The 16,179-nt window shown below is 69.3% G+C and carries 12 protein-coding genes; 11 read left to right on the top strand and 1 reads right to left on the bottom strand.

What is annotated here, in order from left to right; all coding sequences use genetic code 11:
• Positions 1 to 50: 50 nt before the first annotated feature.
• The 5 genes from CVV76_RS15540 to CVV76_RS15520 all read left to right on the top strand — a co-directional run bounded on the left by CVV76_RS15540 (position 51) and on the right by CVV76_RS15520 (position 8,205).
• A complete protein-coding gene (locus tag CVV76_RS15540; protein ID WP_102225585.1) occupies positions 51 to 1,058 on the top strand; it encodes an AAA family ATPase in 1,008 nt (335 codons plus the stop codon).
• A complete protein-coding gene (locus CVV76_RS15535; protein WP_233192973.1) occupies positions 1,055 to 1,936 on the top strand; it encodes a DUF58 domain-containing protein in 882 nt (293 codons plus the stop codon). Before CVV76_RS15540 ends, CVV76_RS15535 begins: the two co-directional genes overlap by 4 nt.
• Positions 1,936 to 4,827 (top strand): DUF4159 domain-containing protein, encoded by a 2,892-nt coding sequence (locus CVV76_RS15530; RefSeq protein ID WP_102225584.1) that lies wholly within the window; start codon positions 1,936 to 1,938, stop codon positions 4,825 to 4,827. Before CVV76_RS15535 ends, CVV76_RS15530 begins: the two co-directional genes overlap by 1 nt.
• 26 nt (positions 4,828 to 4,853) lie before the next feature.
• Entirely contained in the window at positions 4,854 to 6,902 is a 2,049-nt protein-coding gene (locus CVV76_RS15525) for a hypothetical protein (RefSeq protein WP_102225634.1), read from the top strand.
• 418 nt (positions 6,903 to 7,320) lie between these two features.
• A complete protein-coding gene (locus CVV76_RS15520; protein WP_102225583.1) occupies positions 7,321 to 8,205 on the top strand; it encodes a DMT family transporter in 885 nt (294 codons plus the stop codon).
• A 65-nt stretch (positions 8,206 to 8,270) separates the two neighbouring features.
• On the opposite strand, the gene CVV76_RS15515 is transcribed toward CVV76_RS15520, so the two are convergent.
• The gene (locus tag CVV76_RS15515; protein ID WP_102225582.1) at positions 8,271 to 8,855 is read right to left on the bottom strand and encodes a TlpA family protein disulfide reductase; all 585 of its coding nucleotides are present in this window, start codon (positions 8,853 to 8,855) and stop codon (positions 8,271 to 8,273) included.
• A 33-nt stretch (positions 8,856 to 8,888) separates the two neighbouring features.
• Between CVV76_RS15515 and argH the strand changes: the two genes are divergently transcribed.
• From argH to CVV76_RS15485, 6 genes are all read left to right on the top strand, one after another.
• Positions 8,889 to 10,286: an argininosuccinate lyase gene (argH, locus tag CVV76_RS15510; protein ID WP_102225581.1), complete on the top strand. Its 1,398-nt coding sequence runs from the start codon at positions 8,889 to 8,891 to the stop codon at positions 10,284 to 10,286.
• On the top strand, positions 10,283 to 10,456 hold the full coding sequence (locus CVV76_RS15505) for an argininosuccinate lyase (protein WP_102225580.1): 174 nt from the start codon (positions 10,283 to 10,285) through the stop codon (positions 10,454 to 10,456). The genes argH and CVV76_RS15505 overlap by 4 nt, the downstream gene beginning before the upstream one ends.
• Positions 10,456 to 10,773, top strand: coding sequence for a DUF2834 domain-containing protein (locus CVV76_RS15500; RefSeq protein WP_102225579.1), 318 nt, complete (start codon positions 10,456 to 10,458; stop codon positions 10,771 to 10,773). The genes CVV76_RS15505 and CVV76_RS15500 overlap by 1 nt, the downstream gene beginning before the upstream one ends.
• A gap of 117 nt (positions 10,774 to 10,890) precedes the next feature.
• Positions 10,891 to 12,081: a sugar-transfer associated ATP-grasp domain-containing protein gene (locus CVV76_RS15495; protein WP_158243168.1), complete on the top strand. Its 1,191-nt coding sequence runs from the start codon at positions 10,891 to 10,893 to the stop codon at positions 12,079 to 12,081.
• A 40-nt stretch (positions 12,082 to 12,121) separates the two neighbouring features.
• Complete coding sequence (lysA, locus tag CVV76_RS15490; protein WP_102225577.1) at positions 12,122 to 13,387, top strand: diaminopimelate decarboxylase; 1,266 nt, start codon at positions 12,122 to 12,124, stop codon at positions 13,385 to 13,387.
• Between the two features lie 46 nt (positions 13,388 to 13,433).
• On the top strand, positions 13,434 to 16,127 hold the full coding sequence (locus tag CVV76_RS15485) for a TIGR02302 family protein (RefSeq protein WP_102225576.1): 2,694 nt from the start codon (positions 13,434 to 13,436) through the stop codon (positions 16,125 to 16,127).
• Positions 16,128 to 16,179: the final 52 nt, after the last annotated feature.

Genomic DNA, 16,179 nt, shown 5'->3' with positions numbered 1-16,179 from the left:
ACGCTATTCTAAAGTCTAATGTTCCATATAGAGTCTCACGGAGGGATGTCATGGCCGAGGACACCGCACTCGTCGCCGAAATCGAGGCGTTGGGCGACCGCCTCGCCCATGCCCGGGCCGCCGTCGACAAGCGGTTCATCGGGCAGGACCGGGTGGTCGGTCTCGTGCTTTCGGCTCTGCTTTGCGGCGGGCATGCGCTGCTGATCGGTCTGCCGGGGCTGGGCAAGACGCGGCTCGTGGACACGCTCTCTACCGTCATGGGGCTGAAGGGAAACCGCATCCAGTTCACCCCCGACCTGATGCCGGCCGACATTCTGGGATCGGAGGTGTTGGAAACCGCCGCCGACGGGTCCCGCGCGTTCCGTTTCCTCGAGGGACCGGTGTTCTGTCAGCTTCTGATGGCGGATGAGATCAACCGCGCTTCGCCCCGCACGCAATCCGCCCTTCTGCAGGCGATGCAGGAGCGCGAGGTGACGATCGCAGGGCAGCACCGGCCGCTGGGCAAGCCCTTCCACGTGCTGGCCACACAGAACCCGATCGAGCAGGAGGGCACCTACCCGCTGCCCGAGGCCCAGCTTGACCGCTTTCTCGTGCAGGTCGACGTGCCGTACCCCGAGCGCCGGACCGAGCGTGACATCCTGATCGCCACCACCGGGGTGGAAGAGGCCAGGTCGGAAGCCGTGTTCACCGCCGAGGAATTGCTGGCCGCGCAGATCGTGCTCCGCCGGATGCCGGTGGGCGAGGCGGTGGTCGAGATGATCCTCGACCTCGTGCGCGCCTGCCGCCCGGGCGAGCCGGAGGCGACCAAGCGGGTGGCGGAGTCGGTGGCCTGGGGCCCAGGTCCGCGTGCCGCGCAGGCGTTGATGCTGACGGTGCGGGCGCGTGCCCTGCTGGAGGGCCGGCTTGCCCCCAACGCCGAGGATGTCGCGGCGATGGCGCGCCCGGTGCTCAGCCACCGCATGGCGCTTTCCTTCGCGGCGCGGGCCCGGGGCGAGACCTTGGGCGGCGTGATCGACAGCGTCACTGCGCAGGTCACGCGGATCGGGGCCGCGGCGTGAGCGATGCCGCCGCCTCTGCCCAGCTTCGTGGCCGGGCCGAGACCCTCGGCGGCGCCTTGCCGCCGCTGCTGGCCGAGGCCGAGCATCTGGCGGCCTCGATCATGCCGGGCGAACATGGCCGCCGCCGTGCCGGCATGGGCGACGAATTCTGGCAATACCGCCCCGCCACGCCAGGCGACGAGGCCCGGATGATCGACTGGCGCCGCTCGGCCCGGTCCGACGCCCATTACGTGCGCGAGAAGGAATGGCAGGCGGCGCAATCGGTGGTGTTCTGGGTCGATCCCGGCCGTTCGATGACCTTCAGCGGTGACAAGACGCGCGCGCCCAAGGGCGACCGCGCGAAGCTCTTGGCGCTGGCGGCCGCCGTATTGCTGATCCGGGCGGGGGAGCGCGTGGGCCTTGCCCAGCCGCCGCTGGCGCCCGGAGCGGGGCGGATGCAGCTGCTGCGCCTGACGCTGGGGCTGGAGGGCGAGGGCGAAGAGGATTACGGCGCCCCCGGGGCGCGCGACCTGCCGCCGCGCAGCCGGGCGGTGTTCCTGTCGGATTTCCTGGGCGACCCCGCGCGGGTCGAGGCCGCGCTGACGGCTGCCGCCGACCGTGGCGTGCGCGGCGCGCTGGTGCAGGTGCTCGACCCGGTGGAGGAGGCCTTTCCCTTCGACGGGCGGACGATCTTCACCTCCATGTCCGGCGCGCTCCGGCACGAGACGAAGCGTGCGGGCGATCTGCGCGACCGGTACCTGGAACGGCTGGCCGAGCGCAAGGATCGGCTTGCGGGTCTCGCCCGGGCCACCGGCTGGCACTACAGCTGCCATCACACCGGCGAGGCGGCGCTGACGCCGCTCCTGTGGCTTTACCAGGTGCTGGAGGGCGCGCGCTGATGTGGATGCTGGGGCCTCTCGGCTTCACCACGCCCTGGCTGCTGCTGGGTCTTCTGGCGCTGCCGATCCTCTGGGTGATCCTGCGCGCCGTGCCGCCCGCGCCGGTCCGGCGGCGGTTTCCGGGGGTTGCGCTGCTTCTCGGCCTGACCGATGCGCGGATCGAGACGGAACGAACGCCGTGGTGGCTGCTGCTCATCCGCATGCTGGCGCTGGCGGCGGCGATCGTGGCCTTCGCGGGGCCGGTCCTGAACCCGAAGGTGGAGCCGCCGGGCCATGGACCGCTGCTTATTCTCACCGACGGCAGCTGGGCCTCGGCCCGCGATTGGCAGCGGCGGTCCGACCGGATCTCGGGCCTGCTGGAGGAGGCGGGGCGCGCCGGGCGGCCGGTGGCGATCATCTCGCTCACCGATCTGCCGAAGGTGCCGCGCGACGGCGACGGCACCCCGCGCTTCACCGAGGCGAAGGGGTGGGAGGCGCGCCTGCCCAGCCTGCAACCCAAGCCCTGGGGACCGGATACACAGACCGTTGCGCACTGGGCGGCCTCCCTGCGCGGGTCGTTCGATACCTACTGGCTGTCGGACGGGCTCGACCGTGACGGGCGGTCGGCGCTGCTGAAGGCATTGCAGTCGCACGGGGCGGTGCGGGTGTTCGAAAGCCCGCGCCCGGTCTACGCGCTGCGCCCGCCGAAGTTCCGCGACGGCGCGATCGAGCTGGGCGCGTTGCGTGCCGATCCCGGGCCCGAGGTGACGCAGACCATCATCGCCCGCGGCACCGGTCCGGATGGGGCCGAGCGCGCGCTGGCCCAGGTCAAGGCGCGTTTCGCGCCGAGCAAGACCGAAGCGGAGGCCAGGCTGACCCTGCCGCCGGAACTTCGCAACCGCATCAACCGGTTCGAGATCGAGGGCGCGCATTCGGCCGGAGCGATCAGCCTGACCGACGACGCGCTGAAGCGCCGCAAGGTGGCACTGCTGGGGCCGCGCGACCGCGAGGGGCTGCAGCTTCTGTCGCCGCTCTATTACCTGCGCGAGGCGCTGAAACCCACGGCCGACCTTGTCGAGGGCAGTTTCGACGACATCCTGCTTGCCGCGCCAGACGTGATCATCCTTGCCGACGTGGCCAAGCTTTCGCCGCAGGAAAAGGAGGATCTGGAGAAGTGGACGCGCAAGGGCGGCCTGCTTCTGCGCTTTGCCGGGCCCCGGCTGGCCGCTAGCGACGTCTCGCGCGATCACGAGGATCCGCTGATGCCAGTGCGCCTGCGGATCGGCGGGCGCACTGTGGGCGGCGCGATGAGCTGGGGCCAACCGAAAAAGCTGCGCCCCTTCACCAAGGGCTCGCCCTTCTACGGCCTGAAGATCCCCGACGACGTGACGGTGAACGCGCAGGTGCTGGCCCAGCCCGACCCGGACCTTGCCCAGCACACCATCGCCTCGCTTGCCGACGGCACGCCGCTGGTGACGCGCAAGGCGCTGGGGCAGGGGCAGGTGGTGCTGTTCCACGTCACCGCGAATGCCGAATGGTCGACGCTGCCGCTCTCGGGGCTTTTCGTGCAGATGCTGGACCGGCTGGCGGTCTCCACCCGCCCCGAACGCCCCACCGCGAAGGAGATGGCGGGCACGACCTGGGTGCCGGACAAGCTGCTTGACGCTTTCGGGCGGACGCGCGACGCGGGCCAGATGGCGGGGGTTCCGGGCGAGACGCTGGTCGCAGCGGCGGCCGGGCCGAAGACTCCCCCGGGCCTTTATCGAAGCGAGGACCGCAGGCTCGCGCTCAACGTGACCGGCCCCGATGCGACGCTCAAGGCGGCCAGCTGGCCCGCCGGCGTTCCGGTCGAGGGGCTGGCCATGGCGCGCGAGACGCTGCTGACCGGCTGGTTCATCGGCGCGGCGCTGATCCTCCTGCTGGCCGATTTGATCGCGTCGCTCATCCTGTCCGGGCGGATGCGCCGGCCCTCCTCGGGGGCCACGACCACGGCCGCCATGTTTCTGGCGCTGGGGCTCGGGCTGGCGCTGGCCCCGGCACCCGCGCGGGCACAGGCCGAGGCCGCCCCCGGCGGGGCCGGCCAGACGGCACAGCAGGCGCCGGGCCAAGCCGCAAACGAATCCGCGGCGCCCGCAGGCAACGACCCGAAGCCCGGCGACCAGTTCGCGATTCAGGCGACGTCCGGTGTTGTCCTTGCCCATGTGCTGACCGGCGACGCGCAGGTCGACCGCATCGCGCAGGCCGGTCTTCAGGGCCTCTCGGACGTGCTGACCGCGCGCACCTCGGTCGAGCCGAAAAAACCGATGGGCGTGAACGTCGAGACCGATACGCTCGCCTTCTTCCCCTTTCTCTACTGGCCGGTGACGGCGGATGAGCCGATCCCGTCGCAGAAGGCCTATGCCAAGCTGAATGAATATCTGCGCACCGGCGGGATGATCGTCTTCGACACCCAGGATGCCGACCTGGCCATCGGCGGACAGGAAACGCCGAACGCCCACCGCCTGCGCCAGATCGCGCTTGGCCTCGACATTCCGCCACTCTCGCCGGTGCCCAAGGACCACGTGCTGACCCGCGCCTTCTATCTGATCCAGGATTTCCCCGGCCGCTACACCGGCGGCACGACATGGGTCGAGGCCGCGCCGCCGGATGCCAAGAAGGTCGAGGGGATGCCGTTTCGCAACCTCAACGACGGGGTGACGCCGGTGGTGATCGGCGCGAACGACTGGGCCGCGGCCTGGGCGGTGAACGGGCAGGGCCAGCCGCTGTTGCCGGTGGGCTCCGGCTATGCCGGTGAGCGCCAGCGCGAGATCGCCTACCGCTTCGGCGTCAACCTGATCATGTACGTGCTGACCGGCAACTATAAGTCCGACCAGGTCCACGTTCCGGCGCTTCTGGAAAGGCTGGGGAATTGAGTTGGGGCCAGATCATCTTCGCGCCCATGGTGCCATGGCCCGTGCTCTGGCTTGCCATCGCGGTGGCGGTGCTGGCCGTGGTGCTGGCCTTCTGGCGCGGCCTGTCGGGGTGGTGGCTGCGCGGGCTGACCGCGGCGGTGCTGCTGCTGGCGCTCGCCAATCCCGCGCTCCAGACCGAGGACCGCCAGCCGCTGTCCAACATCGTGCTGCTGGTCAGCGACCATTCCGCCAGCCAGAAGATCGGCGACCGCCCCGCGCAGATGGAGCGGGCGGTCACAGACCTCAAGGACGAGTTGCAGCGCCTTCCCAACACCGAGGTGCGTCAGGTCACCCTGGGCGACGCGCCGGGCGATGGCGGCACCCTTCTGATGGGCGCACTATCGGACGCGCTGGCCGAGGAACCCCGCGCCCGGGTCGCCGGCGCCATCCTCGTGACCGACGGGCAGGTGCACGATATGGCGCGCGCGCCCGACATGCCGGCGCCGGTGAACGTCGTGCTGACCGGCCACCGCAGCGACTGGGACCGCCGGCTGATCGTCAAGGACGCCCCCGCCTTCGCCATCATGGGCGAGCCGGTCAAGCTGACCCTCCGGGTGCAGGACGAAGGGCAGGTGCCCGCCGATATTCCCGCCACCGCCAGCCTGAAGATCGCGATCGACGGCAAGCCGCCACAGACTTTCACCGTTCCCGTTGGCAAGGATCTGCAACTGCCTGTCACCCTGCCGCACGGCGGGATGAACGTGCTGCAATTCACCGTGCCCACCGAGACGGGCGAGCTGACCGACCGCAACAACTCCGCCGTCGTCCAGATGAACGGGGTGCGCGACCGGCTGCGCGTGCTGCTGGTGTCGGGAGAGCCGCATACCGGCGAACGGGTCTGGCGCAACCTGCTGAAATCCGACAGTTCGGTCGATCTCGTGCACTTCACCATTTTGCGCCCGCCGGAAAAGCAGGACGGCGTTCCGGTGAGCGAGCTGTCCCTGATCGCCTTCCCCACGCGGGAGCTTTTCGTCGAGAAGATCAAGGAATTCGACCTGATCATCTTCGACCGCTACCGCCGCCGCGGCATCCTGCCATCGGCCTATCTCGACAACGTCAAGCAATATGTCGAGAACGGCGGTGCGGTGCTGGTCTCGGCCGGGCCCGAGTTCGGCTCGGCCGACAGCCTCTGGCGTTCGCCTCTGGGCGACATCCTGCCCGTGGTGCCCACCTCCCAGGTCCTCGTCGGGGGCTTCAAGCCCGAGATCACCAAGCTTGGCGATCGCCACCCGGTGACCGAGGGGCTCGCGGCTTTCGGGCCGAAGCCGAAGCCGGGCGAGAAGGGGCCCGGCTGGGGCCGCTGGTTCCGCCAGGTCGAGGTGAAGAACCGCGGCGGGCAGGTGCTGATGTCCGGCATCGACGGCGACCCGCTCCTCGTGCTCAAGCGCGAGGGCAAGGGGCGCGTGGCGCTGCTATCGTCGGACGAGGCCTGGCTCTGGTCGCGCGGTTACGAGGGCGGGGGGCCGCAGCTCGAACTGCTGCGCCGCCTCGCGCACTGGATGATGAAGGAGCCGGACCTCGAGGAAGAGGCCCTGACCGCCAGCGCCGAGGGCCAGACCATCACCATCACCCGCCGCTCGCTGAGCGAGGGGCATGACAAGGTCTCGATCACCGGCCCCGACGACAAGACCGTCGAGGTGCCGCTGACCGAGACCGAGCCGGGCCGTTTCACCGCCACCTGGACGGCGCCGGACATGGGGCTTTATCGCCTGAAGCAGGGCGACAAGACCGCGGTGATCGCGGTCGGCCCCTCGGCGCCGAAGGAATTCGAACAGACCATCGCCACGCCCGACCGGCTGGCGCCCTATGCCGCCATCCACCGCGGCGGGGTGCTTCGGGTCGAGGATGGCGTGCCCGACGTGCGCACGGTGGCGGAGGGTCGCGCCGCCGCCGGCCGCGGCTGGATCGGGATCACCCCGCGCCACGCCTATATCACCAAGGACCTGCGGGTGACACCGTTCCTGCCGGCCTGGGCCTTCCTGCTGATCGCCTCGCTCTTTGCCCTCGCCGCCTGGCTGCGCGAGGGAAGGCGCTGACGCCCCCCTTGCCGGCCCCACGACCCGGCAGACGGAGCCCCGCACTGAGCGGAGGTGCCGTTCCGCCCCGACCGCGAGACCGGCTCTTTCGTTCGGGCCGACATGCGCCGGGGGTGCAGGGGCAGACTGCCCCCTGCCGCCCTGCCGCTCCGTTGGCCTAACGGACCGGCCCCGGCTTTCATGCCGAAATGCAACCTGGGGTGGAGGGTTGATACAGCCCCCTGCCGCCGCCCCGACGCCCTGTTGACCGGACGGACCCGCTCCTTCGCTCGTGCCGAAAGAGGCTCGGGGTGAAGTGGCGCTGACGGGCCCCTGCTGCCGCCCTGATGCCCCGTTGATGGACGGACCGGCCCCCATTGTCCCCGCCGCCCCCCGCCGTTAGGGTCGCGCGGTTGTCGGGCCGGGGAGGGGCCCAGTCATGATCACCCGCGCCTATGTCTTCCTGCTCTTGACCGCGCTTGTCTGGGCCTCGAACGCCGTCGCCGGGCGGCTTGCCGTGGGGCATGTCAGCCCCTTCGTGTTGACCACGCTGCGCTGGGCCATCGCGGTGGTCGCCGTGGGCCTTGTCGGTCACCGGCGGTTGCGGCACGACTGGCCGGTGGTGCGCCGCCACCTGCCGATGCTGGCGGCGATGGGCACCGTGGGCTTCACCCTCTTCAACGCGACCTTCTACACCTCGGCGCGCTATACCACCGCGCTCAACATGCTGATCATCCAGGCCGGGATGCCGCTGGTGATCTTCCTGGCCAATTTCGTGCTGTTCCGCACCCGCGTTTCCGCGGCCCAGTTCGCGGGCTTCGCGCTGACGCTTGCCGGTGTGCTGACCGTCGCGGCGCAGGGCAGCCTGGGGGTGCTTCTGAACCTGCATCTCAACCACGGCGACGCGCTGATGCTCCTGGCGACGACGTTCTACGGACTCTATTCCGTCTCGTTGCGCTGGATGCCCGAGATCCACCTGCTGAGCTTCATGATCGTGCTGTCGGTCGCGGCGCTGATCACCTCGCTGCCGTTTTCGGGGTTCGAGATCGCGACGGGCGCGGCCCATGGGCCCGACACGGCCGGGCTGGCCATCGCGCTTTTCACCGGGATTTTCCCCAGCCTTGTCGCGCAGATGTCCTTTGCCGCGGGGAACCGCCTGATCGGGTCGAACCGGGCGGGGCTCTTCATGAACTTCGTGCCGGTCTTCGGGGCGATCCTGTCGGTGCTGGTGCTGGGCGAGCGGCTGAAACCCTACCACGCCGCGGCGCTGGTGCTGGTCGTCGGCGGCGTGGCGCTGGCACAGAAGACCCGCCGTCCCGCCTGAGCGCCATCCAAATTTCTTCCAAGAAATTTGCCAAGAGTTTTATCTAAAACTCTTGGCTCCTGGCGTCACCCGTCCGCGCCGATCAGCGCGCCCAGCACGGCCCTTGCGTCGTCGCCGGACCAGTCCGCCTCGCCGATCAACCGCCCGATCTCCTCGCCCTGCGCGTTCAGTATGAGGGTGACGGGCAGCCCCATGACCCCCATCTTGTGCGCCAGCGCTGCCTGCGGGTCGATCAGGATGGGCAGGTGTTCGATCTTGTCGCTCTTGAAGAACCGCTGCACCGCGGGCAGCGTGTTGCGGATCGTGGCGATCGGCAGCACCGTAAGCCGGTCGCCCATCTCGGCCTGCAGCTTGTCGAGGGTCGGCATCTCGACCCGGCAGGGCGCGCACCAGGTTGCCCAGAAGTTCACGAGGACCAGCTTTCCGCGGTATTCCGAAAGCTTGTGCGGCTTGCCGTCGGCGTCCTGGAAGGCGATGTCGGGCACCGGTTTCGGATCGGCATGCAGCGACAGTTTCTTCATGTCGCCTGCGCGCAACCCGTCGGCGCTTGCGACGGCGGGGGCCATCGCGGCGGCGGCGGGCAGCACGGCCAGGGCATTTGCACCAAGCGCGAGGGCCGTGTACAGGACGGCGATACGGATATTCTTCATGCTCTCTCCGACCCGAAGCGGACCCTGCCGACAATGACCGATAACACGACAGCTGCAAACACCATGTGGGGCGGGCGTTTCGCCGCTGGTCCCGACGCGATCATGGAGGCGATCAACGCCTCGATCGGTTACGACAAACGGCTCTACGCCCAGGACATCCGCGGCTCGCGCGCCCATGCGGCGATGCTCGCCGCCCAGGGCATCATCGGGGATAAGGATGCCGAGGCGATCGGGGAAGGCCTGCTCACGGTCTTGTCAGAGATCGAGGCGGGCGACTTCGCCTTCCGCACCGACCTCGAGGACATCCACATGAACGTGGAGGCCCGGCTGAAGGAGATCATCGGCGAACCGGCGGGCCGGCTGCACACCGCGCGGTCGCGCAACGACCAGGTGGCGACTGACTTCCGGCTCTGGGTGCGTGACCAGATCGACGCGGCCATCGGCGGGATCGAGGCGTTGCAGAAGGCCTTTCTTGCGCAGGCCGAGGCCGGGGCCGACTGGGTCATGCCAGGTTTCACCCACCTGCAAAGCGCCCAGCCCGTGACATGGGGCCACCACATGCTGGCCTATGTCGAGATGCTGGGCCGCGACGCCGGCCGCTTCCGCGACGCCCGCGCGCGGATGAACGAATGCCCGCTCGGCGCGGCCGCGCTGGCCGGCACCTCTTTCCCGATCGACCGCCATGCCACGGCCGAGGCGCTTGGCTTCGACCGGCCGTCCGCCAATTCGCTCGACGCCGTGGCCGACCGCGATTTCGCGCTGGAGTTCCTCTCCGCCGCCTCGATCTGCGCCATGCACCTGTCGCGCTTCGCCGAGGAACTGGTGATCTGGTCCTCGGCGCAGTTCCGCTTCGTGCGGCTGTCGGACGGTTTCTCGACCGGCTCGTCGATCATGCCGCAAAAGCGCAACCCTGACGCGGCGGAGCTTCTGCGCGCCAAGGTGGGCCGGATCCTTGGGGCGACCGTTGCCCTCTTCACCGTGATGAAGGGGCTGCCGCTGGCCTATTCCAAGGACATGCAGGAAGACAAGGAACAGGTCTTCGACGCCGCCGACAACCTGATGCTGGGACTGGCCGCGATGACCGGGATGGTGCGCGACATGCACGGCAACCGGAAGATCCTGGAAGAGGCGGCAGGGGCGGGCTTCTCGACCGCCACGGACCTTGCCGACTGGCTGGTGCGGGAGCTGGGCCTGCCGTTCCGCGACGCGCACCACGTGACCGGTTCACTGGTGGCACTGGCGGAAAAGAAGGGCTGCGACCTTGCCGATCTGTCGCTGAAGGAGCTGCAGACCGGGCACGAGGGGATCACGCAGGATCTCTATTCGGTGCTTGGCGTCCACAATTCGGTGGCCAGCCGGCGCTCCTACGGCGGCACCGCGCCCGACAACGTCCGGGCCCAGACTGCCCGCTGGAAGGAGATCCTGAAATGATCCGCCTCGCCGCCACCCTTGGCCTTGCCGCCCTCGTCGCCGCCTGTGGCGCCGATGGCGCGCCGACCCCGCCGCCGGCCAAGCCCGACAACACCGTCACGTCGCGCGATGGCTCGTCGTCGCTGTCGATCTCGGGCGATGCCCGGGTCGGCGTGGTGTCGAAGCTCTGATGTCGGCGCTGCGCCTCGCCTATCTGGCCCTCGCGGTCTGGGGCGCGGTGCAACCGATGCGCTTCTACCTGGCATGGTTCGCGGACCACGGCGTTGACCTTCCCGGGCTGGTCACCGCCTGGCACGCCAATGCCGCGACCACCGGACTGATGTGGGACCTGACGATCGCCGCGCTCGCGCTCACGCTCTGGGTGCTGGCGGAGACGCTGGTGCGGCGCAACTGGATCGCGCTGGTGGCGATCCCCGCGACCTTCCTGATCGGCCTGTCCTGTGGCTTGCCCCTCTACCTGTTCCTGAGGACGCGGCCCGTGACCTGAGGCCTGCGTCATGCGGCCCGTAAATCACCTTTCAGAGGCCCCGTTTCGCCACGGTATTGCCCAAATCCGCCTGTATCCGCTGGCGAAACAGTGCTTGTGGATATGTGGGGACTGACCATGATTCAGACAGAAGTGGTGGCCGACGCCAAGATTCTGACCGACCGACGCACCGCCAAGCCGCCGGTGATCGCGACGCTGGTGCGCAAGGCAGCGGAGAAGGCCGGCGTGAGCCCGGGTCACATCTTCCGCGAGATCATCCGCCTCGTCGCAAGGCGCCGGGGCGTCACCCAGCAGGAATATTTCGGCCTGCACCTCTATCGCAGCGATCTTACGCTGGAAGAAAAGCGCCAGTTCGTCGGCGCAAAGGCGAACTGGGTGCTGAACCAGCGCATGGCGCCCGAGGGGCTGACGCGGATGCGCGGCTTTCTCGGCGACAAGGCGGCCTCGACCGCGCTCTGGCGCCAGTTCGGCCTGCCCACGACACGCACACAGGCGCTGCTGAGCCGCGAGCGCTGGTTCGGCGAGACCCCGGTCCTGCGCGATGCGGAAGGGGTCGCGGCCTTCCTGCGCGACACCGCGACCTACCCGCTATTCGGCAAGCCGACCGACGGCACCCATGCGCTCGGCTCGGTCTGGATCGACGCGATCGACCGTGACAGCGGGATGCTCTCGCTCGGGGACGGGCGTTGCGTGCCGCTTGTGGCGCTGGCCGAGGAGATCGTGCGCGACTTCCCGGAGGGCTACCTGTTCCAGGACGTGGTGGAGCAGCATCCGGAGGTGACCGCCATCGCCGGTCGCGGGCTGAGCTGCCTGCGCATCGTCACGGTGATCGAGGACCACGCGCCGAAGCCGCTTTACGCGATCTGGAAGATCGCCTCGCCCAAGGCGATGTCGGACAATTTCTGGCAGCACGGAAGCATGATCGCGCGGCTCGATGCGACCAGCGGGGTGATCGAGAAATGCTATGCCGGCCATGGCCCGGACTCGCACGAGATCGACACGCACCCGGTGTCGGGCCTGCCGATCGTCGGCTTCCGCGTGCCGAACTGGGACCGGATCGTCGAAACCGTCTGCAATGCCCACGCCGTCTTTCCGATCAACGGGCTGATCGGCTGGGACGTGGCAATCGGACCCGATGGCGGCGTGCTGGTCGAGAGCAACTGCAACCCGGGGCATGAGTTCTATCAGATGGCGCACCGCAAGGGCATCCTGTCGCCCGACATCAAGGCCCGGATGGACCGGGTGGCCGCCCGTAACGAGGCGATCATCGCGCACAAGAAGGCGACGCTCTACAAGCTGCCCGAGTGACGGGCCTTGCAAAGCGCCCTGCCGGTGCTATCAGCAGCACATGGATCACTTTCTCTATCGCGACGGCGTGTTGCACGCCGAAGATGTTCCCCTGACCGAAATCGCGGCCGAGGTCGGCACGCCGTTCTATTGCTATTCCACGGCCACGCTGACCCGCCACTTCCGCCTGTTCGATGAGGCGCTGGCCGGCACCGATCACCTGGTGTGCTACGCCATGAAGGCGAACTCGAACCAGGCCGTGCTGAAGCTGATGGCGGAGCTGGGCGCCGGGGCCGACGTGGTGTCGGGCGGGGAATACGCGCGGGCCGTTGCCGCGGGCTTCCCGGGCGAGCGGATCGTGTTTTCCGGCGTTGGCAAGACGCGCGCCGAGATGCGGGCGGCGCTGGAGGGCGGGATCCGTCAGTTCAACCTCGAATCCGAACCCGAGATGGAGGTGCTGAACGAGGTCGCGCTCTCGCTCGGCAAGGTGGCGCCGGTGACTGTGCGGGTGAACCCCGACGTCGACGCCAAGACGCATGAGAAGATCGCCACCGGCAAGTCCGAGAACAAGTTCGGCATCCCGATATCCCGCGCGCGGGAGGTCTATGCCCGCGCCGCCGCCCTGCCGGGGCTGGAGGTGGTGGGGATCGACGTTCACATCGGCAGCCAGTTGACGGAGCTGGAGCCTTACGGCCTTGCCTTCGACAAGGTCGCGGCCCTGACCGCGGCGCTGCGTGCCGATGGCCACACGATCCGCCGGCTGGATCTGGGCGGGGGGCTCGGCATTCCTTATGAGCGGTCGAACTCCGCCCCGCCGCTGCCGATCGAATACGGTGCGCTGGTGAAGGAGAAGCTGGGCCATCTGGGCTGCGAGATCGAGATCGAGCCGGGCCGCCTGATCGCCGGCAACGCCGGGATCCTGGTGTCCGAGGTGATCTATGTGAAATCGGGCGAGGGGCGGGATTTCCTGATCCTCGACGCCGCGATGAACGATCTCGTGCGTCCGGCGATGTACGGCGCGCATCACGACATCGTTCCGGTGATCGAGCCCGAGCCGGGGGTGGAGCCACATGTCTACGACATCGTCGGGCCGGTCTGCGAATCGGGCGACACCTTCGCCAAGGGCCGCAAGCTGCCGCCGGTGGGGCCGGGCGACCTTGTCGCCTTCCGCTCGGCCGGGGCCTACGGTGCGACGATGGCGTCGGAATACAACTCGCGCCCGCTCATTCCCGAAGTTCTTGTGAAAGACGGCCAATTCGCGCTGGTAAGGGCAAGGCCGAGCTTTGAAGAAATGATCGCCCGCGATACCATCCCCACATGGATGTGATCGCCGGGCGCCCTGCCCGGCAACGACGATCCGCCGGAAGGAGCGCATGAGCGACGACCCCCAGACACCCGGCGAGGGCGCAGATCCCCGGGACGCGCCGACGGACCCGGCGGCCCGCGCCTATGCTGCCGCGCTTCGCCGTGCGCGCTGGCCGCTGAGGCTGACGCTTGCGGGGATCTGGGCGGAGCGTATCACCCGCGCGTTCTGGCCGGTCTGGACGATCGGGCTGGCGCTGGTCGCGGCGCTGATGCTGGGGCTGGGCCAGGTCCTGTCGCCGCAGGTGCTGCACTGGATCGTCGGGCTCTGCCTTGCGGCCATGGCGGTCTTTGCCGCATGGGGCGGCTGGCGGTTCCGGCGGCCGCGGCGCGGCGAGGCTCTGGCGCGGCTGGATGCCAGCCTTCCGGGCCGTCCCTTCGCCGCGCTTGCCGATGCGCAGGCGATCGGCGCCGAGGATGACCAATCCTCGGCCGTGTGGCGGGCCCACATGGGGCGCATGGCAGACCGGGCGCAGGCCGCGCGCACGGTGGCGCCGGACCTCAGGATCGCCGCGCGCGATCCGTTCGGCCTGCGCCACGTTGCCGCCACCGCCTTCGTCCTTGCGTTGATTTTCGGGGTGCCGCAGCGCCTTCTCTTCACCTTGCCGGCCGCACCGGTGCCCACCAAGGGGGCCGCCATCGCCGCGGGCCCGGCGTGGGAGGGCTGGATCCAGCCGCCGCTCTATACCGGGAAGCCCGCACTCTATCTCAACGAGATCGACCGGGATGGCTTCGCCGTGCCGCAGGGATCGAAGGTGCAGTTGCGCCTCTACGGCGCACCCGGAACGGTGACGGTGAGCCAGACCCTGTCCGACGCAGGCACCACGGGCACAGGCACAGGCACGGCGCCGACGGGCGGGAAGGAAGCGGACGGACAGGCCGGGGACGGGCAGGCCGCGGATGACGGCGCGATCCGCTTCACCGCCAGCCACAGTGGCGACCTGGCCGTCTCGGGGCAGGGCGGGCGCAGCTGGCAGATCGAGGTGACGCCGGACGAGGCGCCCAAGGTGGACTTTGCCGGGGTCGCCCAACGCAAGGCCGGCGGCGAGATGCAGCAGCCGTTCCGCGCCAGCGACGATTACGGCATCGTCAAGGGCCATGCCACGATCACCCTCGACCTTGCCGCGGTCGACCGGCGCTATGGCCTCAAGGTCGCGCCGGAGCATCGCGATCCGATCGTGCTGACCCTGCCGATGCCGATCTCGGGAAGCCGCAAGTCCTTCACCGAGACCCTGACGGAGAACCTTGCCAAGAACGCCTGGGCCAACCTGCCGGTGAAGATGGTGCTGACGGTCGAGGATGCGGCGGGGCATGTCACCTCGACCCCGCCGCGGGTGATGGACCTGCCGGGCCGGCGGTTCTTCGATCCGCTGGCGGCGGCGGTGATCGAGATGCGGCGCGATCTGCTGTGGTCGAAGGCCAACGCCGCGCGCACCGTCGAGGTGCTGCGCGCCGTGACGTGGCAGCCGGAGGGCTTCATCAAGAACGAGCGCGCGTATCTGTTGCTGCGGATCGCCATGCGCCGGCTGGATGCGGCGGTGGAGGACAAGTCGCTGACCGACAGCGTGCGCGACGAGGTGGCGAATGCGCTCTGGGACGTCGCGGTGCTGCTCGAGGACGGGACGCTGGCCAATGCGCTGGCGCGCTTGCGGCAGGCGCAGGACCGGCTGTCCGAAGCGATCCGCAGGGGGGCGAGCCCCGATGAGGTGAAGAAGCTGATGGGCGATCTGAATGACGCCATGCAGAATTACATCCGTCAGTTGGCCGAGCAGCAGCAGAAGACCCCCGACCAGCAGAATGCCGACAACGGCAACAGCCGGAAGATCACCGGTGATCAGCTGCAGCAGATGCTGAACCGCCTGCAGCAGCTGATGAACGAGGGGCGGATGGCCGAGGCGCAGCAGCTTCTCGATCAGCTGTCGCAGATGATGCAGAACCTGCGGGTCACGCAGGGCCAGGGCGGCGAACAGATCCCCGGGCAGGGCCAGATGCAGGGCCTCGCCGACACCCTGCGCAAGCAGCAGAACCTCTCGGACCAGGCGTTCCAGGACATGCAGAAGGGCGCCCAGCAGGGGCAGCAGGGCACCGAGCCGGGTCAGCAGGGTCAGGGCCAGATGGGCCAGGGTCAGCAGGGCCAGGGTCAGCAGGGCCAAGGTCAGCAAGAGCAGCAGCCGGGCCAGGGCCAGAGGCAGAACGGCGATGCCGAGCGCCGGTCGCTGGCCGAGCGTCAGAAGGCGCTGCGCGATCAGCTCGACCGTCAGGGGCAGCAGGGCCTTCCCGGGGCGGGCACGCCAGACGGCAAGGCCGGGCGCGAGGCGTTGGGCCGGGCCGGCCGGGCGATGGAGGGGGCCGAGCAGGCGCTGCGCGATGGCGATCTCAACGGCGCGCTCGACAAGCAGGCTCAGGCGATGGACGCGCTGCGTGAAGGGATGCGCAACCTTGGCCGCGCCATGGCCGACAACCAGCGGCAGGCCCCGGGGCAGCGCGGGCAGCAGGGCCAGCAGGCACAGAGCGGGTCGCGCGATCCGCTGGGCCGCGAGACCGGCACCGTGGGCCGCATGGGCACCAACCAGGACATCCTGCAGGGCGAAGACATCTACCGCCGCGCCGAGGAGATACTGAAGGAGCTGCGCAAGCGGTCGGGCGACATGAGCCGCCCCGAGCAGGAGCGTGACTACCTGAAGCGGCTGCTGGAGCCTTACTGACGGCTGCCGCCCGGGGCGCGGACCTCTTCCCGCAGCGCTCTGGCCAGACGCG

The organism is Acidimangrovimonas sediminis (assembly GCF_002871005.1).
GTDB classification, from domain to species: domain Bacteria; phylum Pseudomonadota; class Alphaproteobacteria; order Rhodobacterales; family Rhodobacteraceae; genus Acidimangrovimonas; species Acidimangrovimonas sediminis.
The sequence above is the reverse complement of the archived record's forward strand: the minus strand, read 5'-3'. Positions and strand labels throughout refer to the sequence as shown.

Bases quoted from the DNA above. Each gene is read 5' to 3' on its own strand.
- CVV76_RS15540 (WP_102225585.1), top strand. From the start codon at position 51: ATGGCCGAGGACACCGCACTCGTCGCCGAAATCGAGGCGTTGGGCGAC.
- CVV76_RS15530 (WP_102225584.1), top strand. From the start codon at position 1,936: ATGTGGATGCTGGGGCCTCTCGGCTTCACCACGCCCTGGCTGCTGCTG.
- CVV76_RS15525 (WP_102225634.1), top strand. From the start codon at position 4,854: ATGGTGCCATGGCCCGTGCTCTGGCTTGCCATCGCGGTGGCGGTGCTG.
- CVV76_RS15520 (WP_102225583.1), top strand. From the start codon at position 7,321: ATGATCACCCGCGCCTATGTCTTCCTGCTCTTGACCGCGCTTGTCTGG.
- CVV76_RS15515 (WP_102225582.1), bottom strand. From the start codon at position 8,855: ATGAAGAATATCCGTATCGCCGTCCTGTACACGGCCCTCGCGCTTGGT.
- argH (WP_102225581.1), top strand. From the start codon at position 8,889: ATGACCGATAACACGACAGCTGCAAACACCATGTGGGGCGGGCGTTTC.
- CVV76_RS15505 (WP_102225580.1), top strand. From the start codon at position 10,283: ATGATCCGCCTCGCCGCCACCCTTGGCCTTGCCGCCCTCGTCGCCGCC.
- CVV76_RS15500 (WP_102225579.1), top strand. From the start codon at position 10,456: ATGTCGGCGCTGCGCCTCGCCTATCTGGCCCTCGCGGTCTGGGGCGCG.
- CVV76_RS15495 (WP_158243168.1), top strand. From the start codon at position 10,891: ATGATTCAGACAGAAGTGGTGGCCGACGCCAAGATTCTGACCGACCGA.
- lysA (WP_102225577.1), top strand. From the start codon at position 12,122: ATGGATCACTTTCTCTATCGCGACGGCGTGTTGCACGCCGAAGATGTT.
- CVV76_RS15485 (WP_102225576.1), top strand. From the start codon at position 13,434: ATGAGCGACGACCCCCAGACACCCGGCGAGGGCGCAGATCCCCGGGAC.